The organism is Flexivirga lutea (genome assembly GCF_054778955.1).
Map to the genome: position 1 here is coordinate 1,011,182 of NZ_BAAGZB010000001.1, position 22,996 is coordinate 1,034,177.

23 protein-coding genes are annotated in these 22,996 nt (G+C 69.0%); 14 read left to right on the forward strand and 9 right to left on the reverse strand.

Features of this window, described 5'->3' with window-relative positions; translation table 11 throughout:
* Positions 1-23: 23 nt before the first annotated feature.
* The 3 genes from ACYVBN_RS04700 to ACYVBN_RS04710 all read right to left on the reverse strand — a co-directional run bounded on the left by ACYVBN_RS04700 (position 24) and on the right by ACYVBN_RS04710 (position 3,220).
* Positions 24-968 (reverse strand): glycine betaine ABC transporter substrate-binding protein, encoded by a 945-nt coding sequence (locus ACYVBN_RS04700; RefSeq protein ID WP_440282777.1) that lies wholly within the window; start codon positions 966-968, stop codon positions 24-26.
* A gap of 69 nt (positions 969-1,037) precedes the next feature.
* The gene (locus ACYVBN_RS04705; RefSeq protein WP_460599503.1) at positions 1,038-1,949 is read right to left on the reverse strand and encodes an ABC transporter permease; all 912 of its coding nucleotides are present in this window, start codon (positions 1,947-1,949) and stop codon (positions 1,038-1,040) included.
* A complete protein-coding gene (locus ACYVBN_RS04710) occupies positions 1,946-3,220 on the reverse strand; it encodes a quaternary amine ABC transporter ATP-binding protein (RefSeq protein WP_460599504.1) in 1,275 nt (424 codons plus the stop codon). The genes ACYVBN_RS04705 and ACYVBN_RS04710 overlap by 4 nt, the downstream gene beginning before the upstream one ends.
* Positions 3,221-3,575: 355 nt before the next feature.
* Here ACYVBN_RS04710 and ACYVBN_RS04715 point away from each other — a divergent pair, with 355 nt between their 5' ends.
* Positions 3,576-4,778, forward strand: a complete 1,203-nt coding sequence (locus ACYVBN_RS04715) for a serpin family protein (protein WP_460599505.1) — start codon at positions 3,576-3,578, stop codon at positions 4,776-4,778.
* A gap of 165 nt (positions 4,779-4,943) precedes the next feature.
* Here the strand turns inward: ACYVBN_RS04715 and ACYVBN_RS04720 are convergent, their stop codons facing one another.
* On the reverse strand, positions 4,944-6,020 hold the full coding sequence (locus ACYVBN_RS04720; RefSeq protein WP_460599506.1) for a hypothetical protein: 1,077 nt from the start codon (positions 6,018-6,020) through the stop codon (positions 4,944-4,946).
* Positions 6,021-6,343: 323 nt separating this feature from the next.
* Between ACYVBN_RS04720 and rpsP the strand changes: the two genes are divergently transcribed.
* From rpsP to ACYVBN_RS04735, 3 genes are all read left to right on the forward strand, one after another.
* Positions 6,344-6,838, forward strand: a complete 495-nt coding sequence (gene rpsP, locus ACYVBN_RS04725; RefSeq protein ID WP_440282781.1) for a 30S ribosomal protein S16 — start codon at positions 6,344-6,346, stop codon at positions 6,836-6,838.
* A gap of 4 nt (positions 6,839-6,842) precedes the next feature.
* Positions 6,843-7,079, forward strand: a complete 237-nt coding sequence (locus ACYVBN_RS04730) for an RNA-binding protein (protein ID WP_460599507.1) — start codon at positions 6,843-6,845, stop codon at positions 7,077-7,079.
* A 176-nt stretch (positions 7,080-7,255) separates the two neighbouring features.
* On the forward strand, positions 7,256-8,047 hold the full coding sequence (locus ACYVBN_RS04735) for a DeoR/GlpR family DNA-binding transcription regulator (protein WP_440282783.1): 792 nt from the start codon (positions 7,256-7,258) through the stop codon (positions 8,045-8,047).
* Between the two features lie 13 nt (positions 8,048-8,060).
* Here ACYVBN_RS04735 and ACYVBN_RS04740 read toward each other — a convergent pair whose 3' ends face one another.
* The 4 genes from ACYVBN_RS04740 to ACYVBN_RS04755 are packed head-to-tail and all read right to left on the reverse strand — an operon-like array spanning position 8,061 to position 11,636.
* The gene (locus ACYVBN_RS04740) at positions 8,061-8,897 is read right to left on the reverse strand and encodes a class II fructose-bisphosphate aldolase (RefSeq protein WP_460599508.1); all 837 of its coding nucleotides are present in this window, start codon (positions 8,895-8,897) and stop codon (positions 8,061-8,063) included.
* Entirely contained in the window at positions 8,894-9,823 is a 930-nt protein-coding gene (locus ACYVBN_RS04745; RefSeq protein ID WP_460599509.1) for a 1-phosphofructokinase family hexose kinase, read from the reverse strand. Before ACYVBN_RS04745 ends, ACYVBN_RS04740 begins: the two co-directional genes overlap by 4 nt.
* Positions 9,820-10,755: an ROK family protein gene (locus ACYVBN_RS04750; RefSeq protein WP_460599510.1), complete on the reverse strand. Its 936-nt coding sequence runs from the start codon at positions 10,753-10,755 to the stop codon at positions 9,820-9,822. Before ACYVBN_RS04750 ends, ACYVBN_RS04745 begins: the two co-directional genes overlap by 4 nt.
* Entirely contained in the window at positions 10,752-11,636 is an 885-nt protein-coding gene (locus ACYVBN_RS04755) for an SIS domain-containing protein (protein WP_460599511.1), read from the reverse strand. The genes ACYVBN_RS04750 and ACYVBN_RS04755 overlap by 4 nt, the downstream gene beginning before the upstream one ends.
* Before the next feature lie 174 nt (positions 11,637-11,810).
* Here ACYVBN_RS04755 and nagA point away from each other — a divergent pair, with 174 nt between their 5' ends.
* Genes nagA through trmD form a run of 3 tightly spaced genes read left to right on the forward strand, consistent with a single transcriptional unit; the run spans position 11,811 to position 14,664 of the window.
* Entirely contained in the window at positions 11,811-12,959 is a 1,149-nt protein-coding gene (gene nagA, locus ACYVBN_RS04760; protein WP_460599512.1) for an N-acetylglucosamine-6-phosphate deacetylase, read from the forward strand.
* Positions 12,956-13,480 carry a ribosome maturation factor RimM gene (gene rimM / locus ACYVBN_RS04765; protein ID WP_460599513.1) on the forward strand — a complete coding sequence of 175 codons (525 nt, stop codon included), beginning with the start codon at positions 12,956-12,958 and terminating at the stop codon, positions 13,478-13,480. The genes nagA and rimM overlap by 4 nt, the downstream gene beginning before the upstream one ends.
* Positions 13,481-13,482: 2 nt before the next feature.
* Positions 13,483-14,664, forward strand: a complete 1,182-nt coding sequence (trmD, locus tag ACYVBN_RS04770; RefSeq protein WP_460599798.1) for a tRNA (guanosine(37)-N1)-methyltransferase TrmD — start codon at positions 13,483-13,485, stop codon at positions 14,662-14,664.
* Here the strand turns inward: trmD and ACYVBN_RS04775 are convergent.
* A complete protein-coding gene (locus ACYVBN_RS04775; RefSeq protein WP_460599514.1) occupies positions 14,633-16,549 on the reverse strand; it encodes a DUF5107 domain-containing protein in 1,917 nt (638 codons plus the stop codon). The two genes, trmD and ACYVBN_RS04775, sit on opposite strands and share 32 nt — an antisense overlap.
* A 213-nt stretch (positions 16,550-16,762) precedes the next feature.
* Between ACYVBN_RS04775 and ngcE the strand changes: the two genes are divergently transcribed.
* The 7 genes from ngcE to lepB (ACYVBN_RS04810) all read left to right on the forward strand — a co-directional run bounded on the left by ngcE (position 16,763) and on the right by lepB (ACYVBN_RS04810) (position 22,996).
* Positions 16,763-18,187, forward strand: a complete 1,425-nt coding sequence (gene ngcE / locus ACYVBN_RS04780) for an N-acetylglucosamine/diacetylchitobiose ABC transporter substrate-binding protein (RefSeq protein ID WP_440282791.1) — start codon at positions 16,763-16,765, stop codon at positions 18,185-18,187.
* On the forward strand, positions 18,184-19,167 hold the full coding sequence (locus ACYVBN_RS04785) for a carbohydrate ABC transporter permease (RefSeq protein ID WP_460599515.1): 984 nt from the start codon (positions 18,184-18,186) through the stop codon (positions 19,165-19,167). Before ngcE ends, ACYVBN_RS04785 begins: the two co-directional genes overlap by 4 nt.
* Positions 19,164-20,108 (forward strand): carbohydrate ABC transporter permease, encoded by a 945-nt coding sequence (locus ACYVBN_RS04790; RefSeq protein ID WP_440282793.1) that lies wholly within the window; start codon positions 19,164-19,166, stop codon positions 20,106-20,108. Before ACYVBN_RS04785 ends, ACYVBN_RS04790 begins: the two co-directional genes overlap by 4 nt.
* Positions 20,109-20,296: 188 nt before the next feature.
* Positions 20,297-20,659: a 50S ribosomal protein L19 gene (gene rplS, locus ACYVBN_RS04795; RefSeq protein ID WP_440282794.1), complete on the forward strand. Its 363-nt coding sequence runs from the start codon at positions 20,297-20,299 to the stop codon at positions 20,657-20,659.
* Positions 20,660-20,676: 17 nt separating this feature from the next.
* Positions 20,677-21,366: a peptidase S26 family protein gene (gene lepB / locus ACYVBN_RS04800; protein ID WP_460599516.1), complete on the forward strand. Its 690-nt coding sequence runs from the start codon at positions 20,677-20,679 to the stop codon at positions 21,364-21,366.
* Positions 21,363-22,211 carry a S26 family signal peptidase gene (gene lepB / locus ACYVBN_RS04805; RefSeq protein WP_460599517.1) on the forward strand — a complete coding sequence of 283 codons (849 nt, stop codon included), beginning with the start codon at positions 21,363-21,365 and terminating at the stop codon, positions 22,209-22,211. Before lepB (ACYVBN_RS04800) ends, lepB (ACYVBN_RS04805) begins: the two co-directional genes overlap by 4 nt.
* Positions 22,208-22,996 (forward strand): S26 family signal peptidase, encoded by a 789-nt coding sequence (lepB, locus tag ACYVBN_RS04810; RefSeq protein ID WP_460599518.1) that lies wholly within the window; start codon positions 22,208-22,210, stop codon positions 22,994-22,996. The genes lepB (ACYVBN_RS04805) and lepB (ACYVBN_RS04810) overlap by 4 nt, the downstream gene beginning before the upstream one ends.

Consider the following 22,996-nt stretch of genomic DNA (forward strand, 5'->3'; position numbering starts at 1 on the left):
CTCCTCGGCCGCCGCAGTGCGGATCAGGCCTTCAGGTCCTCCAGCGAATCGATCTTCATGTACTTCGGGACCGCGATCGTCAACGGCGCGCTGTCGTACCACTTGACGATCTTGGTCAGGTTGTCGCCGTACTTGTCCCAATACGTCTTGTGGGTGGCCGGCAGCCAGGCGTCGAGATAGAGATCGATGTCACCCTTGGCCAGGCCGACGTAGACGGGGCCGGCGTCGGAGATCTGGGTCGTCTTGACCGAGTAGCCCTTGCCCTCCAGGATCTTCTTCCACATCAGTGTGGTCGCGACGTCCTCGTCCCAGTTGATGTAACCGATCCGGATGCTCTTCTTGCCCGGCTTGGCGGTGACACCCTCGGACAACTTGTCGACGAAGCTCTTGTTCGCCTTCATCCAAGCAGCTACACCGGCTTCGGGCTTGCTCTTGTGCTTCTGGAAGACCTGCTCCTCCAGGGGGGCCAGCTCCGCATCGGTCATGTGGAAGTTCTTCAGCATCGCCTCGACCTCGGGGAAGTCGGAGGCGAAGCTCTTGGTGCCGACGGCATAGATGCCGTCGGGCTTGCCCATGGCCCCCTTGGGGTCCTTCAGGTCCTTGATCGGGAACGCGCTGTAGGCCCAGTGCGGACGCCAGAGGGTGACGATGATCGGCTTCTTGTCGTCGACCGCCTTTTTCAGCGCAGCGAGCATCGTGGTGGTGGTCGAGGTCTGCAGGGTCCAGTCCGACAGGCCATAGGCCTTGAGCATCCGCTGTGTCGCCATCGTCAGTCCTGCGCCGGGCTCGATACCGATGATCTTGTGGCCCACCTTCGCACCGACGCCACTGCCGCCGGAGTCACCGCCGGAGCCGCTGCCGGAGTCGTTCGAGCCGCCGGACGACGCCGCGGTGCCGCAGGCGCTGAGCAGGCCGCCCACGCCGAGCGCGGCCAGGCCGCCGAGCACGTTTCGTCGAGTGTTTTCCATCAGTGTGTCTCTCCTCTTTCCGTTCACGTCCACTCGTGTTGGTCTGCGGGCCGGTGCACCTGGGGACGTTCAGCCGGCCGACGGGCTGGTCACCGCTGCGTTCGCGCGGCTGCGGCGGCGTAGCGTGCGCAGCTCGGCGACCAGGCCGAGCTCGCCCTTGCTGAAGCCGTCGGTGACCCGGTCCAGGTAGATCGCCAGGATGACGACCGAGATGCCGGCCTCGGCGCCGATGCCGACGTCCAGTCGGGACAGCGCGGCGAAGACGTTGGTGCCCAGGCCGGGCGCGCCGGTGACACCGGCGATGACCACCATCGACAGCGCCAGCATGATCACCTGGTTGATCCCGGCCATGATGTTGGGCAACGCCAACGGCAGCTGGACGCCGCGCAACACTTCACGCGGTGTCGCGCCGAACGCCTGGCCGGCCTCCACCATCTCCTGATCGACCTGCCGGATGCCCAACTCGGTCAAGCGCACACCCGGGGGCATCGCGAAGATCACCGTGGCGATCACCGCGGTCGCCGCGCCGATACCCATCAGGAACAGGCACGGCAGGATGTAGACGTAGGCAGGCAGCGTCTGCATGAAGTCCAGGACGGGCCGGATCGCGCTGGCCACCCGCTTGTTCCGCGCGCTCAGGATGCCCAGCGGGATCGAGATGACGATCGCGATGATGCTGCCGACCAGGATCTGCGACAAGGTGTGCAACGCAGGTGCGAACTGATCGAAGCCGTCGATCAGCAGGAAGCCGATCACGGTCGCGACGGCCATTTTCCAGCCGCGCGCCAGCCAGGCGATGACCGCGAAGGCGATGACCAAGCCGATGATCGGCGTGTGCACCAGGCCGTCGGCGATCCAGTTCACCGGGCTGTTGAGCACGTTGGCGAAGCCGTCGAAGAAGCCGCCCCAGTGGTTGCCGAGCCAGTCGACGACGTCGTTGGCCCAGTCGCCCAGGTGAATACGTGGCACGACCGTGCTCACAGGGCACCTCCTGTCGTCGCGCCGGCCCCGAAGCCGGGAGCATCATCGGACCTTTCGGTCGTCGGCGCATCGGTGTCACGAGTAGCCGTCTCGTGGCCGTCCACCTGACCGAGCGCGGCCAGCAGCGTCACGCGCGGTATGACGCCGCGCAGCTTGTTCTCGCCGTCGACGACCGGCAGCGGCAGACGCACGCTGGCCGCGGGTGTGAACAGGTGCGCCGCCTGCTCCTCGACCGACACCGCCGTCTCGATCGGCTGCACGAGCGACTCGATGGTCGGCAGCTCACGCTGCGTGGCGACCGTCTCCTCCATCACGTAGCCCTGCAGGGTGCGGTCGCGACCGACGACATACAGGCCGGCCTGCTGATGTTCGCGCATCAGCTTCTGTGCGGCCTTCGGCCCGTTGCCGACGCCGAGGGTGGCGACCGGCGGCTCCATGATCGAGCCGGCGGTGAGCACCCGGGTGCGGTCCACGTCGGCGATGAACTGCGCGACGTAGTCGTTGGCGGGGTCGGTGAGGATCTCTTCGGCGGTGCCGATCTGGACGATCTGGCCGTTGCGCATCATCGCGATGCGGTCGCCAATGCGCATGGCCTCGTTGAGGTCGTGGGTGATGAAGACGATGGTCTTGCCCAGCTTCTGCTGCAGCTCGATCAGCTGATCCTGCATGTCGCGGCGGATCAACGGGTCCAGGGCGCTGAACGCCTCGTCCATCAGCATGATGTCGGTCTGCGCGGCGAGCGCCCGGGCCAGGCCGACCCGCTGCTGCATACCGCCGGAGAGCTCACCGGGCTTGTGGTCCGCCCAGCCGTCCAGGCCGACCAGGCTCAGGGCCTCGCGGGCCTTCTCCTGCCGCTCCTTGTCGCGGACGCCCTTGATCTTCAGTCCGTATGCCGCGTTCTGCAGCACCGTGCGGTGCGGGAAGAGCGCGAAGTGCTGGAAGACCATGCTGATGTGCTCGCGCCGGGTCTGGCGCAGTTGGTTGCCGCCCATCGCGCTGATGTCCGCACCGTGGACGAGCACCTTGCCGGAGGTCGGCGGGTGCAGCCCGTTGAGCATCCGGATGAGCGTCGACTTGCCCGATCCGGACAGTCCCATCACCACGAAGATCTCGCCCTGCTGCACCTCGAACGATGCGTCGATGACGGCGGGTGTGGCGCCATACTTCTCGCGCAGTTCCGCGGCGTCGGCGCCCGCTGCGAGCCGCTTCACCACCTCGTCCGGCCGTCGACCGAAGATCTTGTACAGGTGTTGCGCCTCAAGCACCGACACGCCGATATTCCTCCTGCTGGAACAGTGTGAACCGGCCGGGATGACGGTGGCCGGGCCTCACCACCGGACCATAGATTGGACACATATCCAAATTCTGAAGACGATTGTTACCTGCCGGTGATGAACCGCGACCGGTCCGAACGCAACCTCGCGCAGGGTGTCGACGTCTTTCCTTCAGCAGCTCGGACACGTCAACGAAGGGGCACACATGAACCGTCGGCAGGCTCTGCAATCTCTCGCGCTGGTGTCTTTGGGGACGGCCCTGGCCGGCTGTTCGTCGACCGCCCGCCCCTCGTCCGAACGCACCGGAACGGGCACGAAACCCACTGGGAGCACAGGCGATTCGCGGCAGACCGTGGCTCCGGCCGCCGACGGCGTACTCGCGGTCGACGCGGCCCGGATGACCCCGGGGCCGAATGCCCGCGCCGGTGCGGACCTGACCGACTTCGGTGTGCGGCTGCTGCTGAAGACCGCCACGATCGGCGCGACGGACAACGGCTCGCTCAGCCCCTACTCGGTCTACGCCGCGCTGGCGATGACCGACGCCGGTGCCCGCGGCATCAGCCGGCAGCAACTGGACAAGGCGCTCGGCGGGGATCAGCAGCGGCAGGCGGGCAACGTCACCGCCATCGACGCGGCCGTCGCCCAGGCGGTCAAGGACAGTGATCAGCGCTCCAAGACCGCCGCGGTCGTGCGAGGGGCCAACTCCTTGTGGCCGGACAAGACACTCGCGGTGCGCAAGGACTACCTGCGCGAGCTCGCCACGGGGTATGCCGCGCAGCTGCACGTCGTGGACTACCAGCACGACGCGACCGGCGCGCTGCAGGAGATCAACGGGTGGGTCAGCAAACGTACCCACGGTCTCATCCCGGACCTGCTCTCGCCGGCCCAGGTCACGCCCGCCACCCGCCTGGAACTGGTCAACGCGCTCTACCTGAAGGCGTCCTGGCAGGAGGAGTTCGGCGACCCGTCCGCGCCGCGGCCGTTCACCACGGCCGCCGGCGCGCAGGTGAAGGTGCCGTTCATGACCGCCAAGGCGCTCATGCCGGTGGCGGTGGGGGACAACTGGCAGAGCGTCACCATCCCGTATGTCGGTGGCGGACTCGCGATGACGGTCATCCTGCCCGCGAAGGGCGCGTTCGGCGCCATACGCACCGCCTTGGCGACCGTGCTGCCCAAGGCGGTCCAGGGCAAGGCCGACGGGAAGGTGACGCTGACCATGCCGCCGTTCTCCATCGACACCCGTGCCCAGCTGGTCGAGGCCCTGCAGGCGCTCGGCGTCCGCCGGCTCTTCACCGGGCGGGCGGACCTGTCCGGCATCGCCGGCAACCCGGGCGACATCATGATCGGTTCGGTCACCCACCAGTCCGTGGTGAAGGTCGACCAGCACGGCACCGAGGCCGCCGCGGCCACCGGGGTCGGTATGCAGATCGGTGCCGTCCCCTCGCAACTGCCGAAGCGGATCACCCTCGATCGGGCGTTCTTCTTCGTGATCCATGACACCCAGACGGGTGCGCCGCTCTTCCTCGGGCAGATCGCCGACCCGTCCAAACACTGACCGACCCGTCCAAACACTGACCGACCCGTCCAACATGACCGACCGCGCCACACACTGACCGAGAGGAGCACCGATTGACCGAGCGGAGTACGGATTTCGGTCGATTCGATACTCCTCTCGGTCCGTAGATACTCCTCTCGGTCGGAGGGCCCGCGGGTGCGCACGTCAGCGGAAGACCGCCCGTGATCGTCTGGGTAGTGGTCCGTCGGGCACCGGCCAGCCGCTGTCGCCTACCGCGTGCACCCCGAGATCTCCCAACACTTGCGCGAATTTCGTCGAGTCGAGCGCTTCGCCCCAGTCCCAATGGCCGACCTTCCGCACGTCGGGGTGCCGGACGAGGCGGTCGTCGCGGCGCTTGGCCCGCCATACGGCCTCCTCCGCCTCGCGACCACTGAGCCCGTCGGCCACGCGAAATTTCATCCGGCCGTCGGCTTCGCCGATGATGCCGAGCTGAGGCCAGAAGAAGTCGACTCTGCCGATGAACCCGGCCGCGTCGTCGAAGACGACCTGCAACTCCGGCATCGGCAGTCCCAGCTGGAACATGCGGGTTCGGCTCAGCGATTCCAGCGGAGACTCGGACCGACCGTCAGCAAGACACATCGCCAACTCCGCCATCTTGCATCCGCGCGATCCCTTCGGCAGCGCGCGAGCCTGCGCGAGGAGCGATCCGGCATCGGCCAGCTCACGATGGAGCGCGGCGTCGGCAGTGGTCACGGCCGACTCGAGGCTCCGCTCCCGAGCACTGTCGATGACCGTGCGGTCGATGGTGGTGACCAGCAACGCGTCCACCGCCAGGCAGGTCGGCACGATCGACGTCCGCCGCCGGCGTGCCTGAGGTGACCTCCCGGATCCGCCCGGAGGTTTCGCACACTCGATGAGTTGCGCACTCCGGCCGATCGACGGCAGATCCAAGATCGCTCTGGCCGTGCCGTGACTGAAGATCGGGGGCTTCTTCGCCGCATGGTGCATCGCGATGGCCAACAGGATGGCGCGCTCCTGCTCGTCATGGCGGGTCAGGTCACCCGCCACGAATGCCGCTTGTCTCAGCCGGGTCCACGAGCCGGGGTCCGTCTCGCCATACGGCCCGAGTGTTGTGCTCAGTGCGAGCTTTTCCATGGACGTGGCAGCGAAGAGCGCGCGTAGCCGTCGTACCTCCGCCGCACGTCGACGGATGTAGGACGCCAGCTCGTCGGGATGGAACTTCGACTCGGCGTCCTGCGCCAGGTGTTGGAGGGCGTTCATACGACGACAGCCTGGCGCCGACGCGCTGATGCTCGCAGAAGTTGTCCACAGGCACTGATCGAGAGGAGTACCGAACGACCGAAAGGCGTACGGAATCCGCTCAATTCGGTGGTCCCCTCGGTCAGTTGGTGCTCCTCTCGGTCAGTTGGTTGGCCGCCGATTGGGCAGCCGGCGCGGGCTCTGGCAGAATGAGGCGCGTACCCGTGCGCCCGAAGGCCCTCTCACCGACGGTGCCGCACGCCTACCCCCGAGCAACGGCTCCCCGGTGTGTCCCCACCCCGGTCTCGCCGCTGCTCTCCATCATGTCGAAGGAGACCACACACGTGGCCGTCAAGATCCGTTTGAAGCGCTTCGGCGCCATCCGCAACGCCCAGTACCGCATCGTCGTCATGGACTCGCGCACCAAGCGCGACGGTCGTGCGATCGAGGAGATCGGTCTGTACCACCCCAAGGAGGAGCCGAGCTTCATCAAGCTGGACTCCGAGCGCGCCCAGTACTGGCTGGGCGTCGGCGCGCAGCCGACCGAGCAGGTTGCCGCCATCCTCAAGGTCACCGGTGACTGGCAGAAGTTCAAGGGCGAGCCGGGCGCCGAGGGCACCCTGAAGGTCGCCGCTCCGAAGCCGGACAAGAAGGCTCTCTACGAGGCCGCCCTGGCCGCCGCGCAGAACGCCGCCGACGACTCGGGCAAGGGCTCGGCGACGACCACGCGTAAGAAGGCCGAGCCGAAGGCCGAGGCCAAGACTGAGGAGAGCGCCGCGGTCGAGGCCGACCAGGCTCCCGCAGCCGACGCTGCTGCGGACACCACCTCCGAGGGCTGAGCCCGTGCTGGAGGAAGCGCTGGAGCACCTGGTCAAGGGCATCGTCGACCACGACGAGGACGTGACCGTGCGCCACACCGACGGGCGGCGCGGCGAACTGCTCGAGGTTCGCGTGCACCCGGACGACCTCGGCCGGGTGATCGGCCGCTCCGGTCGCACCGCCTCGGCTCTGCGTGAGGTCGTCAAGGCGCTGGCCGGTGGCAAGAACGTGCGCGTGGACATCGTGGACACCGACCGCTGAGGCCACCACCGCACAGCTGTATGTCGAAGGGGTATGTCGTGAGCATCGCTCGCGGCATACCCCTTCGGCACACCTGCAGCGCATGGGCGGGCCCGATGCGCGGACCTGACTCGACAAGTGCAGTGTTTTGACGCAAACTTCGGGTTCAGGAGCAAAAATCGTCAAAGGAGTGGTGCGTGCGCAAGCATGAGCGGTTCAACGCCATCTTGGAGCGCATCGCGCAGGACGGCTCCATCGACGTCGATCAACTGGTGCACGACTTCGGCGTCTCCCCGGCTACGGCGCGGCGCGACCTGGACGACCTGGCCGACCAGCAACTGATCTCCCGTACCCGCGGCGGCGCGGTCGCCGGGTCGGTCAGCTACGACCTGCCCCTGCGCTACAAGAACGCCCGGCAGTCCGACCAGAAGCGTCGCATCGCCGACCGGGCCGCCGAGCTGATCGAACCGCAGTCGGTCGTCGGCTTCAACGGCGGCACGACGACGACCGAGGTCGCCCGCAGCCTGTCGTCCCGGGCGGACCTGGCGGAGGGGGAGGACGGCGCCCTCAACTCGCTGACCGTGGTCACCAATGCGCTCAACATCGCCAGTGACCTGGCCGTCCGGCGCCAGCTGAAGGTGGTTGTGATCGGCGGCGTCATACGTCCCCAATCCTTTGAGTTGGTGGGCCATTTCGCGCGCCCGGTGATCGAGGCGATGACGATCGACCTGTGCTTCATCGGCGTGGACGCGGTGTCCGCACGGTATGGCGCGGCGACGCGGCACGACGACGAAGGTGAGATCAACCAGGAGATGACCAGCCGATCACAACGGGTGGTGGTGGTCGCCGACAGCATGAAGCTGGGCAAGCGGGCGTTCTGCACGATCTGCCCGCCCGGCCGGATCGACACCCTCCTGACCGATGACGCCGCCGATCCGGTCGTCGTGCGGGAGTTCGAGGCGGCCGGCATCGAGGTGATCCTGGCCTGATCCGCGGCGCCGTTCAGATAGCGCGCAGCAGCCGCTCGACCTCCGCGGCCATCGCGGCGCGCCCGGCAGCCAGGTAGGGCCGCGGATCGACCTTGTCGGTGCCGGCCAGGGTAGTGCGCACTGCCGTCGTGAAGGCGATGTTGAGTGCGGTGCCGACGTTGATCTTGACCATGCCGGCCGCGACCGCGGCACGCAATTGCTCGTCCGGGACGCCGGACGACCCGTGCAGCACCAGCGGAGTGCTGGTCGCATCGCAGAGCGCGGTGATCAGTGCGTGGTCCAGGGAGGCCGACTTGTCGGTCATCGCGTGGCTGCTGCCCACGGCGACCGCGAGGGCGTCGACGCCGGTGGCGACGACATACGCGGTGGCCTCGTCGGGATCGGTGCGCACACCGGCCGCGTGCGCGCTCGCCGGGGCGTCGGGTTTGCCTCCGACATAACCGAGTTCGGCCTCGACGAAGAGTCCCGCGTCGTGTGCGCGGCGGGTGACCTCGGCGGTGGCGGCGACGTTGTCGTCGTAGGGGAGTGCGCCGGCGTCGAACATCACCGAACTGGCGCCGAGGTCCGCCGCGCGCAGCGCGAGGTCGGCGTCGGTGATGTGGTCCAGATGTATGGCGAGTGGGACCTGCGTCGCCCGGGCGACGGCGATGGTTGCCGCCATGATCGGTGCCGGGTCCTGGTGGAACCGGATCGAGTTGTGACTGAGCTGCAGGATGCAGGAGCGACCGGCCGCAGTGGCCCCCGCGGCGATCGCTTCGGCGTGCTCCAGCGTGACGACGTTGAAGGCGAAGACACAGGTGCCCGAATCCTGCGCTCCGACAACGAGATCCGCGGTGGTGGCCAGGGTCATGGCGCAAGCTCCTCGACGACGGTGGTGGCCAGGTGGTGCTGGGCGGTCCGGGGATCGAGCTGGCCGGCGACCGGCATCGCGACAGCGGCGGCCGCCCAGGCGCTCGCCTGGCGCAACCGTGCCGGCCAAGCCGCACCGTCCGCGGTCGCGGCCGCGAGCCCGGCGGTGAAGGCGTCACCGGCACCGGTCGGGTTGCCGGACACCGTGTCGTGGTCGGTGCCCAGGAAACAGCCGGCGGTGGTGCGGGCGACGACACCGTCGGCACCACGGGTGATGACCACCTCCACCGCTCCGAGCTGGTGGAGCGCGTGGGCGGCTGCCAGGCACCCGTCGACGGTGGAGGTGTCCGTGCCGGTGGCGGCTGCCGCCTCGTGGTGGTTGATCTTCAGCAGGTGCGGTGCGGTCGGCAGGGCCGCGGTCAGGGCCGGCCCGTCACAGTCCAGGACGACGACCGTATGGTGCTCGCGGGCGAGAGTGATCAGCTCGGCATACGCGGTCGGTCGCACGCCGCGGGGGAGGCTGCCGGACAGCGTGACGACCGACGCGTCGCGGATAGTGTCGGCGAAAGAGGTTGTGAAGGCCCGCCATTCGTCCGCAGTCAACTCGGGGCCGGGTTCGTTGAGCACCGTCGCCTGGTCGGCAGCGACCACGGTGACCGTCTGCCGGGTCGCCCCGGCGATCGCACTGAATCGGTGATCGATCCCGGCGGCGGCCAGGTCCGCGGTGAGCTCGTCGCCGGCGCTGCCGCCGACCGGACCGGTGACGAGCGCGGGGACCTGCTGCTGATGCAGCACGGCGGCGACGTTGACGCCCTTGCCGCCGGCGCGGCGGCGCACCGACCCGACCCGGTGGGAGGCGCCGGGTCGCAACGCGTCGACGGTGTAGGTCACGTCGACGGCCGGGTTGAGGCAGACCGCGACGATCACGCCGGCGCTCCGGCGGCTCGCCGCGCCAGGATGCCCGCGCCGAGCAGGCCCGCTCGCCCGCCGAGTGGCGAGGTGACCAGCTCGGGCGCGGAGCGCCACGGCATACCGGCGGTGAAGGCGGCGCGCGTCGGCGTCAGCAGGGCGTCGCCGGCCCGGGACAGTCCACCGGCGAGCACGATGCGCGCGGGGTCGGTGATCAGCGCAGCGCACACCAGGCCACGGGCGAGGGTGTCGGTCGCCTCCTGCCACGCTGCGGCCGCGTCCGGGTCCTCGTCGAGGTGCGCGATCACCTCGGGCGCGTCGAGCGTGCGGCCGGTGCGTTCGGCATACAGCCGGCTGACGCCGCGGGCCGAGGAGAACATCTCCAGGCAGCCGAAAGCACCGCAACGGCAACGGGTTCGCAGGTCGCCGGCCGGGATGTGGCCGATCTCGCCCGGTATGCCGGCCGCCCCGCGCACCGGCTGCCCGCCGGAGAGCACCACGGCGGCGACGCCCGTGCCCAGGACCACGATGAGCGCGTCGGTGACACCTTGCGCGGCACCGAGGGTGGCCTCGGCGAGCCCGGCGGCCTGTACGTCGTGGCCGACCGCAGTGGGGGCCTTGACGATGTCTGCCACGATGTCGGCCAGCGGTACGTCGCGCCAGCCGATGTTGCTGGCGTAGCGCGCGATACCGGCCTCGGTGTCGACCACGCCCGGCACCACGACACCGGCGGCGTCGAGCTGCATCCCCGCCGCGCCGGCAGCGGCCGTGCGCTCGTGCGCCAGCTCCCGCAGCGCTGTCAGGATCGCCTCGGGTCCCTGCGCGAACGGCGTGTGCACGGCCTTGCGCAGGTGCTCGCCGCCGTCGGCGTCCAAGACGGCCGCCTTGATCGAGGTCCCGCCGACATCGATCGCGAGGACCGGACCGGACGCAGCCCGGTCGTGGCTCACTGGAGGACGACCGAACGCGTCAACGCCCGCGGCTCGTCGGGGTTCTTGCCGGAGGCCTCGGCGAGCGCGACGGCGACCCGCTGCGCGGTGGTGAGGGCCGCCATCGGGTCGACGTCGCTGCGCACGAAGCGAGCGCCGGTCGCGGCGACCTGCTCGGCCAGGCCGTCCGGCACCGGGCCGAAGACCCAGACGACGGAACGCTCGTCGACGATGCTGATCGGTCCGTGACGGAACTCCATGGCCGGGTAGGACTCCGTCCAGGTCTGGGACGCCTCGCGCAGTTTGAGCGCCGCCTCGTTGGCCAGACCGACGGTCCAACCGTCACCCAGGAAGCTGAACTGCGTCGCGCGCACCAGCTCATCGCCCAGGGGCGCCTCCAATTCGCGTTCGGCGTCGCCGATCGCGCCACTGAGGTCCTCGCCGAGCGCCGCCCGCCACCAGGCGAGGACGCTGGTCGCGAAGCGGGTCTGCACCACCGACTGCTCGTCGGCGAAGCCGAGCAGCACGTGATGGGTGGCCAGCGGCACGACCGGGTGCCCGGCCTCGGTGGTGACGACGGTCGAGCGCTGGTCCGGGCCGAGCCGGCGCAGCAGGTCGATCACCTCGGTCGTCGTCCCCGAGCGGGTGATCGCGACGATGCGGTCGTAGCGGCGGCCGACGGGGAACTGCGAGGCGGCGAAGGCGTCGGTCTCGCCCTGGCCGGCCTGCTCGCGCAGCACGGCGGCCGACTGCGCCATGAACCAGGAGGTGCCGCAGCCGACGACGGCCACGCGTTCACCGGCGGCCGGCATGGCCTCGATCGACTCGGCAGTCGCCGCGACCTCGGCGGCGCGGGCCCACACCTCGGGCTGGCTGGTGATTTCGGCGGCGACGTGCGACACGGTCGGACTCCTTCGCGGTTCGGGATCGCCGATCGTGACGGCGGATGATGGTTTGTGCTCGATAGCCGGTACTTTAACGCAGTTTCGTTCATTGAATGGTGCGGTTGGTGCAACTCGGGCGCGTCGGTGACGCTGCCGCACCGCGTGCCTGGCCCGTGGTGTTCGATGGAGCGCATGGATGACCTGGCGGAACTGGTGCTGACCGATGCCCGCGTGCTGACCCCGGACGGGATCGTCGAGGGTGCCGTGCGGATCGCGGGCGACCGGATCAGCGCGGTCGTCGCCGGTCCCGGACCCGCTGCGGCGCAGGCCGAATCCCTGGCCGGCGCGCTGGTGGTGCCGGGCTTCGTCGACATACACGTCCACGGTGGTGGCGGGCACGACATGAGCGCCTCCGCCGACGACATGGCAGCCGCGGTGCGCTTCCATCGCGGGCACGGCACCACCACCTCGCTGGTGTCCTTCGTGACCGCGCCGGTGGACGCCCTGTGCGAGCAGCTGGGCTGGGCTGCCGACCTGGCCGACGCCGGTGAGATCGCCGGCGCACACCTGGAGGGGCCGTTCCTCTCCCACGTGCGCTGCGGCGCCCAGAACCCCGACCATCTGCGCGACCCCGATCTCGACGCGTTCGCGCGCATGGTCGATGCGGCCCGCGGGCATCTGCGGGTCATCACCATCGCACCGGAGTTGCCCGGCGCACTCGAGCTGATCGACGCTGCAGTCGCTGCCGGCGTCGTGGCCGCGGTCGGACACACGGACGCGTCGTACGAACAGGCCCGTGCGGCCTTCGACCGCGGCGCCACCCTCGCGACCCACCTGTTCAACGGGATGCGGCCGATCCATCACCGCGAGCCGGGGCCGGTGCTGGCGAGTCTGGACGCCGGAGTGCCGTGCGAGACGATCAACGACGGCATCCACCTGCATCCGGCCGTGCTGCGCGAGGTGCTGGCGCGAGGTGCTGATCGCCTGGTGCTGATCACCGACGCGATCGACGCGACCGGTGTCGGGGACGGCGAGTACGACCTCGGTGGCCAACGAGTGTGGGTCCGCGACGGCGCGGCCCGGCTGGCAAACGGCTCCCTGGCCGGCAGCTCGTTGACGATGGACAGCGCTTTCGCGCGCGCGATCCGTGACGGCGTCACGGTGCAGCAGGCAGCGGCGGCGGCCGCCGCCAATCCGGCGCGGGCCATCGGGCTGACCGACCGCGGCGCGATCGTCCCCGGCGCACGAGCCGATCTGGTCGTGCTCGACGACCGGCACGCGGTCCAGCGCGTCATGCGCGCGGGCAGCTGGGCGGATGCGCGCACGGAGGCCGCACGATGACGGCGGGTGACGACTTGGTGGTGGCGCGCATCGGCAAGCCGCACGGGCTCAAGGGCGAGGTCACGGTGCGGGTGCACACCGATGCACCGGAGGAGCGCTTCGTCGTCGGGGCGAGCTTCCGCACCGATCCGGCGGCACGCGGGCCGCTCACGCTGCGCACACATCGACTGCACAACGGCATCCACCTGCTGGCCTTCGACGAGGCCACGGACCGCACGGCGGCGGAGCAACTGCGCGGCACCCAGCTGCTGGTCGACGCGCAGGACGACGCCGACGAGGACGACGCCTGGTACGCCGACGACCTCATCGGTCTGACCGTCGTCGACCCGCAGGGCAGGGAACTGGGCACCGTGGCCGAGTTGCACGACCGGCCCGCGCAGGATCTGCTCGAGGTGCGCCTGGTCGGCGGCGCCACCGGGTACGTGCCTTTCGTGGAGCAGATCGTCCCGGAGGTCGACATCGACGGCGGCCGGATCGTCGTGGACGCACCACCCGGCCTGCTCGACCTGCCCGAGGTATGACGATGCAGCTCGACGTCATCACCATCTTTCCCGATTACCTTGCCCCGCTTGATCTTTCGTTGATCGGCAAGGCGCGCCGCGACGGCCGCATCGAGCTGCGGGTGCACGATCTGCGGGACTTCACACACGACCGGCACCGCACCGTCGACGACACCCCGTACGGCGGCGGTGCCGGAATGGTGATGAAGCCCGAACCCTGGGGTGAGGCGCTGGATCACGTTGTCCGCCAAGCGAATGCGCGCCCCGTGCTGGTCATCCCCGGGCCGGGCGGTGAACGGTTCGACCAGTCCATCGCACGCGAACTCGCCGAACGGGATCACCTCGTCTTCGCGTGCGGACGCTACGAGGGCATCGACGAGCGTGTCTACCAGCGGGCCGCCGATGATTTCGACGTGCGGGTCCTGTCGCTGGGCGACTACGTGCTCAACGGCGGGGAGGTCGCGACGCTCGCCATGATCGAGGCGATCGCGCGGCTCGTGCCGGGCGTCATCGGCAATGCGCACTCCCTCGTCGAGGAGTCCCACGAGGACGGGCTGCTCGAATACCCCGTATACACCAAACCCCAGCACTGGCAGGGGCTGTCGGTGCCGGAGGTGCTGCTCAGCGGTGACCACGGACGCATCGCCTCCTGGCGGCACGAGCAGCGCCTGCATCGGACCGCGGCTCGCCGACCCGACCTGCTGCCGGTCGCTGCGGCGGTCGGTGCCGAGCAGTTGCACCTCGAGGTGGCGACACCGGCCGATGTCGGTGAACTGCTGACCCTGACCCATGCCTGCTGGCTGCTCGAGGGGATCGCCAACCGGTCGCTGGACATCCCCGCGCAGCACGAGACGCTCGCCTCGCTCAGCGCGTCGCTGCGCGACTGGACGACGTATGTCGCCCGGGTCGACGGACGGCTGGTCGGTGCCGTCCGGGGCCGTGCCGGCACGTCGCCCGATGGTGGCACCGACTGGCACATCGGCCGGCTGATGGTCGCTCCCGACCTGCACGGGCGTGGCTTCGGGCGGGCGTTGCTGGACTTCATCGTGCAGGCCGCGCCGGAGGGCGTGACGTCATACAGCCTGCTGACCGGCGCTCGCAGCGAGCGCAACCTGCGGATGTATCGCAAGGCCGGCTTCCGGGTCGTCGCCCGCGACGACCCGGAAGGCACCGTCAGGCTGTCGAAGCGTCGCCGGTCATGCTGAAGTCCAGGTGCGCCGGGACCGGCTCGCCCGGGCGCACCTGACGCCACAGGTCGCCTATCGCGATATCGCCCTCGGCCAGGTCCGGCACCTCGAGCCCGGTCAGCAGGTCGGCGGCCTCCTGGTCGCGGCCGAGTGCGTGGAGAGCTCGCGCCCGCAGCAACCGGGTGCGGCCGTGCTCGCGCAGTGCGGGCGCGGCGGCGTCGATCGCCTGCAGCGCCTCGGCCGGACGTCCGGCGTCCAGCAGCAACTGCAGCTGCTCGGTGAGCAGGCCGCGGGTGTGCGGATCGTGGTGGCGTGCCTCGGCATACAGCCGAGCGGCTTCGTCGGGATCGGTGCACAACACGGCGAGTCCGCGCAGCGCGACCGCCGACGGCTCGGCCGCGACGCTGGCGCGATAGTGATCACGCGCCGACCCGGTGTCCCCGGCGAGGTGCGCGGTGACCCCCAGTGCGTAGGAGCGCCACCAGCCGGTCGGGGCCTGCTCGATGGCCCGCTGCCAGCGGTCGGAGACCAGCGGCAACAACGGCCGACCGGTGGACCCCACCGGTCGGCCGGCGAGCAGGTCGTCGGCCAGCCGGCTGTCGTCGTCGACCTGCGGGAACGGCAGGCCAGCAGGCGCGTCCTGCTCGCGCAGCGCCAATTCGACGCGGCCCCAACCGGATCCGGTGTGCAGACGGGCCCGCGGCGGCTGCGTGGCGGCATCGGCCAGCCAGCGGCCGTGCCAGGCCTCGAGGTCATCGGCGGGTGCCGCGGCGTCGGCGGCGGCCGCGGCGGCGCCCGCCGCCACGCCGAAGTCGCCGGACACCACCTGCGGGTCGAGCGAGGTCGCACCGAACGCCTCGGTCCAGGAACGCTGCGACGACCCCTCGATCACGTCGTGCTCCAGCTGGGTCGCGCAAACACCCGCCTGGATCTCGGCGTACCGCTGGTCGTCGACCAACCAGCGCTGCCAACGCCGCCCACCGGGTGCATGGCCCCACAGGAAGAGCTTCCGGCCGTGCAACTCGTCGGTGGAGGACTGCGCGAAGCCGTGACCGTCCACCTCGACCGAGGTGATCGATCGCCCCCTCTGATCGGCCACGTCGAAGAAGTAATCGGCGGAGGCGGCCGACGCCGCCGGGTAGCTGATGTCTACCGGGCCGTCCGGGTGCGGGACGTCGACCAGGTCCAGCGACCCGCTGTAACTGGTCCGCCATGCCCGGGACGCCCTGGTGAGCACCCGCGTGTGCTCGGTCTCCGGCACCGCGATGTTGGTCCAGTAGTAGAGCGGTTTGGGCTCCGGGTCAGGGTTGACCACGCGGGTGGAGACGATCAGCCGGTCGCCGGCCAGCGTGAGGTCCAGCGCCAGGACGAGGTCGCGGGTGCGCTCCCATTCCCACAGTCGAAGGCCCTGGCCGGTGGGGGAGTCGACCACCGCCGCGTGCATGGGACGGCAGGTGGTGGTCGCGTGGCCGGTGGATCCGAGGTTCCACTCGATGCCGCCGGCGAACCAGGCGTCGGTCAGTGCGAAGCCGGCGAAGCGCAGGCGCGCGGGGACCAGCACCAGTTCACGGTCGTCGCGCAGGTCCCGCAAGGACCACACGCGCCCGCCGAGACCGGGCAGCACGGTGGCGCGCAGGATGCCGTTGTCGAGGGTCACGGCCGGCAGGTCGAGCGGCCGCTCACCCCGGTCGTAGTCGCTCTGCACGCCATACGGCAGGGGAGTGGTCAGCCGTCCGCGGGCGACGCGCTCGCGCATCGCGGCGGGTGCATCGTCGGCGAGCGACGTCGTGGTCATCGCGCGCATCGGGCGGTATGCCGGCAGCGGGCTCTCCGGGCCCACACCGGCTCCGGTGACGGCGAGGCGGGTGGCTCGGACAGCGGTCGGTGCGGCAGAGTCGTTCACGTGCATTCATGCCTCGCAGGTGGTGGGAGTGCCGACGCGGTGCGAACACGGTCGGGTGGGCGGGTTCCGTTGCGAATCTGTGATTGTTTGTGCGTCGAAAGCCGCACATACTGGCAAAACTAATCATATTGTGTGGGCGTGCAGTCGCCGGTCAGCCGACCGGAACCACTCAGGACTGCGCCTTGGCTAGTAACAACTGGAGGTAACGCGGCCATGACTCTCAAAGACTCCACGGTCAACCGGCGTACGGTCATGCGCACCGCGCTGGCGGCCGGCCTTGCGCTGCCGGTCGGGGGCGCGCTCGCCTCCTGCGCCGGTGGTGGCAGCAGCGGCACGAGCGGCGGTGGCAGCAAGGCGGCCACCGGCAAGACATCGGCCGACAACCCGTTCGGTATGGCGGACAAGAGCACCGTCGACGCGGTGATCTTCAACGGCGGCTACGGCACCGACTACGTCGCCTTCGCCGGCAAGGTCGTCGAGAAGAAGCACCCGGGCAGCACGGTCAAGGTGTCGCCGTCGACGCAGATCGCCCAGCAGCTGCAGCCGCGCTTCGTCAGCGGCAACCCGCCGGACCTGGTGGACGACTCCGGCGCCAACTCGATCGGCCTGAACACCATCGCCGGCAAGCTGGAGGACCTGTCCTCGGTGCTGGAGGCGAACAACTTCGAGGGCACCAAGATCTCCGACACGCTCTACCCGGGGGTCAAGGAGCGCGGCCTGGTCGACAACAAGATGGTCGCGCTCAACTATGCGATGACGGTCTACGGCCTCTGGTACTCCAGCAGCCTCTTCGAGGCCAACGGCTGGCAGCCGCCCAAGACCTGGGACGACCTGCTCGCTCTGGGTGCGAAGGCCAAGTCCAAGGGCAAGTACCTCTTCGTCTGGGGCAAGGAAGCCGCCACCTACTACCAGACCCTGGCGATGGACTCGGCAATCAAGGAGGGCGGTGACGAGGTGCGCCTGGCGCTGGAGAACCTCAAGGCCAACTGCTGGTCGCTGCCGCAGATCCAGGGCGTGTTCGGCAAGCTGGAGCAGATCGTCAAGTCCGGCTACATGAAGCCCGGCGGCGCGGGCACCCAGTTCACCGCGGCGCAGGCGCAGTGGAGCAAGGACGAGTCGGCGATCCTCTACCCGTCGGGTTCGTGGATCGAGAACGAGATGAAGTCCCAGACCAAGTCCGGCTTCAAGATGAAGGGCATCCCGGAGCCGACGCTGACCAGCTCCAGCAAGATGCCCTACGAGGCGCTCAACGCCGCACCCGGCGAGCCGTTCATCGTGCCCAGCCAGGGCAAGAACGTCGCCGGCGGCAAGGAGCTGCTGCGGGCGATGCTGTCCAAGGACGCGGCCACCAACTTCGCCAAGACGAAGCTGGCCCCCACCATCGTCAAGGGCACCGTGCCGGCCAGCGGCTTCGGCTCGACCGCCCTGCAGTCGCAGATCAAGATGCTCGACGCGGCCGGCGACAAGGTGTTCAACATCCGCTTCGTCGACCTCTACGGCACCAACCCGGACATGCTGGTCCCCTGGAACAGCTTCCTGTCCGGGCAGTTGGACGCCAAGGGCCTGACCAAGGCGTTGCAGCAGATCACCGACAAGGTGCGCAACGACTCCTCGGTCAAGAAGGTCGAGATCAAGTGACCGGAGTCCCGGTCGCCGCGCCTGCCACCACCCCGACCCGGGGTGGTGGCAGGCGTGTGCGCCCGTCGCGCATCGGCTTCCTGCTGGTGACGATCGGCCTGCCGCTGGTCATCTACCTCGGTCTGGTCATCTGGCCGTTCATCCAGGCGATCTACTACTCGCTGACCGACTGGGGCGGCTTCTCCGCCTCGATGAACTTCATCGGGCTGGACAACTACAGCTACATCTTCAGCGACGACATCTTCCGCAAGACGCTGCGCAACAACATCATCCTGGCGATCGTCGTCCCCTTGCTGACGGTCGTCCTCAGCTTCGTGCTGGCCACCATGGTCACCGTGGGTGGTTCGAACACCGGCGCGGTCCGCGGCCTGAAGGGCTCGAACGTCTACCGGATCGTGTCGTTCTTCCCCTACACCATCCCGGCGATCGTGATCGGCGTCATCTGGTCGCAGATCTACGACCCGTCCAAGGGCATGCTCAACGGCGTGCTGACGCACCTGCCGTTCGGGCTGGGCGATCACTTCGACTCCTTCGCCTGGCTGGGCAACGTGACGACGGCGATGCCGGCGTCCATCTTCGTGATCATCTGGGGTTTCGTCGGCTTCTACATGGTGCTGTTCGTCGCCGCCATCAAGAGCATCCCCGCCGAGCTGTATGACGCCGCCCGCATCGACGGCGCCGGACGTCTGCGCAGCATGTGGTCGGTCACCCTGCCGATGGTGCGCGAGACCGTGCAGACGGCATACATCTATCTGGGCGTGGTGGCGCTGGACGCGTTCGTCTACATGGCGGCGCTGAACCCCACCGGCGGCCCCAACAACTCGACCTACACGATCTCGCAGGACCTCTACAAGACCGCGTTCACCGAGGGCCACTTCGGCCGCGCGAGCGCCATGGGTGTCGTGCTGGCGGTCCTGACCCTCGCGTTCGCGGGGATCGTCTTCGGCGTCAACCGGCTCATCGCCGGGAGGGACTCATGACCTCGAACCTCGACCTGAGCAAGCCGGCCGAGCAGCCGGCGCCCACAGCCGCCGGCGGGCCGCCGCAACGCGGCCGGGCCAACGCGCAGGACCGCAAACGCGAGCCGGGTGAACTCGGCATCGTCATCGGTTCCCACGTGGTGCTGATCTTCTGGACGCTCATCGTCGTCCTGCCGTTGGTCTGGACCTTCTTCTCGGCGACCCGCTCCACCAGCGAGATCTTCGACGGTCCGTGGAAGCTGCCGGAACACTTCTGGCACAACGTCAGCAGCAACTTCTCGGCCGCCTGGAACGACTCCGGCCTGGGCCGGGACCTGCTCAACACCGTCATCGTGGTCACCATCGCGCTGGTCCTGGTGATGGCGCTGGGATCGATGTGCGCCTACTCGCTGGCGCGTTTCCCGTTCCGCGGCAGCCGGTTCGTCTACTACCTGATCCTGGCCGGCAACACGTTCCCGATCTTCCTGGCCATCGTGCCGCTGTTCTTCGTGCTGAAGAACCTGGGTCTGCTCAACACCTTCCCCGGGTTGATCCTGACGTATGTCGCCTTCGCCTTCCCGTTCACCGTGTTCTTCCTCTATCCGTTCTTCCGGGCGCTGCCCGCGGAGATCATGGAGGCGGCCGAGTTGGACGGTGCCGGTGACTGGCGCACCTTCGTGCAGGTCATGCTGCCGATGGCCAAGCCCGGCATCGCGGCGGTGGCGATCTTCAACTTCCTCGGCCTGTGGAACCAGTTCCTGCTGCCGGTGGCGCTGAACACCAATCAGAAGAACTACGTGCTGTCCCAGGGCATGTACAACTTCGTCTCGTCGGCGGGCTACGAGGTCAACTACGGTGCGCTGTTCGCCGGCGTGGTCATCACGGTCGTGCCGGTGTTGATCGCCTATGTGCTCTTCCAGCGGCAGCTGCAGGGTTCGTTGTCCCAGGGGACGCTCAAGTAGCCGGCCGATTTCGCCGACGACCCACCCCTCTGGCAGAATTGCGCGAGCGCCTGACCGGCCCGGCCCCCGCCGCAGGGGGAGTGCGACGGTGGATCTCCACCGGAGCATGTGGCTCACCCACCGGACGGCGCACCCGACCATCATGCAACAGCAGGCGACCTGCGGCGCCCGCGAGGAAGAAGCACGTCATGCACAAGTTCGATGAACTCGACGCCGCGCAGCTGCGCAGCGACATCCCCGACTTCCGCGCCGGTGACACCGTCAAGGTGCACGTCAAGGTCGTCGAGGGCAACCGCTCCCGTGTCCAGGTCTTCCAGGGCGTCGTGATCCGTCGTCACGGCGGCGGCGTGGGCGAGACGTTCACCGTGCGCAAGGTCAGCTTCGGGGTGGGTGTCGAGCGCACCTTCCCGGTGCACACCCCCGTCATCGAGAAGATCGAGATCGCCTCCCGCGGTGACGTGCGTCGCGCCAAGCTCTACTACCTGCGCGAGCTGCGCGGCAAGGCCGCCAAGATCAAGGAGAAGCGCGAGACCCCGGCCAAGCAGGCCTGAGCTCAGCTCCCGTTCGCGTGACCGAAGGCGTGGAGTCCTCTGCCGAGGGCTCCACGCCTTCGGCGTCTGCGGACCCGCCGACGGACCTGCAACCCGAGCCGCGCCACCGGCGCCGCGTGCTGATCGCCGTGCTGGCGGTCGTGGCGGTCCTGGTGCTCGTGCACGGCGTGCTGGTGGAGACCTTCACAGTGCCCTCCGGGTCGATGCAGCCCACCCTCTGGCAGGGCGACCGCATCATGGTCGGCAAGCTGCACGCCCACGACGTGCACCGCGGCGAGGTCGTCGTCTTCGACGGCACCGAGGTCTTCGCGCACCCCGGTGAGGCACCGCCGACCGGTGTGTCCGGCATGCTGCGGTCGGTGGGCGACGCCCTCGGCATACACCTGGGCGAGGTGCTCTACGTCAAGCGGGTGATCGGGATCCCCGGCGACACCGTGTCGGTCGGTCACGACGGTCGGCTGCGCATCAACGGTGCCGTGCAGCGCGAGCCCTACCTGCCGCGAGGTATGTCGGCCAGCACGGTGCCCTTCGTCGTGCGGGTCCCGGCGGGCCACGTCTTCGTGATGGGCGACAACCGGGCCGCCTCGGACGACTCCCGGTCGCACCTGGGCGATCCCGGCGGCGGCATGGTCCCCATCGACGACATCGTCGGCAAGGTGGTGCTGCGCTACTGGCCGATAGGTTCGTGGGGGAGACTCCCAGGGTGACCGACCACCGACACCGGCTCCCGCGCACCGGCGACCTACCGCCCGGCGACCCGCCGAGCGACGACGTGCCGACCGACGTGCCGACCGACGTGCCGACCGACGACAGCGGACCGACCGGCGGGCAGGACCACGTGACGACCCGTCGGTCACGGCGACAGGCCGGCCGGCGGCAGCGCGGCTTCGGTGTCGCGCGGGTGCTGCGCGAGCTCGCCATCGTCGTCGTGGTGGCGCTCGTCCTGTCGCTGGGCATCAAGACGTTCGTCGCACAGTCGTTCTGGATCCCCTCGGGTTCGATGGAGAACACCCTGGTGCCTGGCGATCGCGTCGTGGTCTCCAAGTTCACACCCGGGCCGTTCGCGCTGCACCGCGGTGACGTGGTGGTCTTCCACGACCCGGCGCACTGGCTCGACATACCCAATGCCGAGCGCAGCGGACTGGGCGGCGCCATCGTGTCCGGACTGCAGTTCCTCGGCCTCTACCCCTCCGGTGACAACGACCTGATCAAACGGGTGATCGGCCTGCCCGGTGACCACGTGAAGTGCTGTAACACGCGCGGACAGATCGAGGTCAACGGTGTCGGACTGTCCGAGCCCTATATTTACCCCGGCGGCGGCACCGACCAGAAGAAGTTCTCGGTGACCGTCCCGTCCGGCCGAGTGTGGGTCATGGGGGACAACCGTGGTGACTCCGCCGACTCGCGCTTCCACGACGACGGCACGGGTCGCACCGGTTCGGTGCCCGAGTCCGACATCATCGGCCGGGCAGTCATGATCGTCTGGCCGCTGGACCGGATGAGCTGGCTGAGCAACTACTCCTCGACGTTCGACAAGGTGCCCTCACGATGAGTCAAGACCGGGACGAGGCTGCGGCCGGCCCACAGTCCGCCGAACCCGCTCGGGCCGGCGACGACGGTGCGCTGCCTCCCGGCGCCATACCCGAGGACACCACGCTGCCCAAGAGCAAGTCGCGGTGGTCGTTCGCCCGGGAGCTGACCGTGATCGTGGTGATCGCCCTGGTGCTCAGCTTCCTGGTCAAGACCTTCCTGGCGCAGCCGTTCTACATCCCGTCGGCGTCGATGGAGAGCACGCTCGACATCGGTGACCGCATCATCGTCAGCAAGTTCACCCCGCAGCACTCGCCGCTGCACCGGGGCGACGTCATCGTCTTCGAGGACCCCAAGACGTGGGGCAGGACCCCGCACCACCCGTCACTGCTGAAGCGGATCGTCAAGGACAGCCTGGTCTTCGTCGGGGTGCTCCCCGGCGGCGGCGACCATGTGGTCAAGCGGATCATCGGGATGCCCGGCGACCACGTGAAGTGCTGCACCAAGTCGGGCAAGCTCACCGTCAACGGCGTGGAGATCACCGAGCCGTACATCAACAAGGGCAGCGTCCCGAGCACGATGCCGTTCGACATCACCGTCCCCCCGGACGAGGTCTGGGTGATGGGCGACAACCGCAACGACTCCGCCGACTCGCGGCTGCACGACAACAACAGCGGGGGCAAACTGGGATCGGTGCCGATGTCCGACATCACCGGCCAGGTCGTGGCCATCGCCTGGCCGATCGACCGCATCCACGCCCTCAAGAGTTACAGCAACGTCTTCGCCAAGGTGCCCGATCCGAAGTGA

Coding starts and splice junctions, on each gene's coding strand:
- ACYVBN_RS04700 (WP_440282777.1), bottom strand. CDS start 968: ATGGAAAACACTCGACGAAACGTGCTCGGCGGCCTGGCCGCGCTCGGC.
- lepB (WP_460599518.1), top strand. CDS start 22,208: ATGAGTCAAGACCGGGACGAGGCTGCGGCCGGCCCACAGTCCGCCGAA.
- ACYVBN_RS04740 (WP_460599508.1), bottom strand. CDS start 8,897: ATGACCCTGGCCACCACCGCGGATCTCGTTGTCGGAGCGCAGGATTCG.
- nagA (WP_460599512.1), top strand. CDS start 11,811: ATGGATGACCTGGCGGAACTGGTGCTGACCGATGCCCGCGTGCTGACC.
- ACYVBN_RS04720 (WP_460599506.1), bottom strand. CDS start 6,020: ATGAACGCCCTCCAACACCTGGCGCAGGACGCCGAGTCGAAGTTCCAT.
- ACYVBN_RS04790 (WP_440282793.1), top strand. CDS start 19,164: ATGACCTCGAACCTCGACCTGAGCAAGCCGGCCGAGCAGCCGGCGCCC.
- rimM (WP_460599513.1), top strand. CDS start 12,956: ATGACGGCGGGTGACGACTTGGTGGTGGCGCGCATCGGCAAGCCGCAC.
- trmD (WP_460599798.1), top strand. CDS start 13,483: ATGCAGCTCGACGTCATCACCATCTTTCCCGATTACCTTGCCCCGCTT.
- rplS (WP_440282794.1), top strand. CDS start 20,297: ATGCACAAGTTCGATGAACTCGACGCCGCGCAGCTGCGCAGCGACATC.
- ngcE (WP_440282791.1), top strand. CDS start 16,763: ATGACTCTCAAAGACTCCACGGTCAACCGGCGTACGGTCATGCGCACC.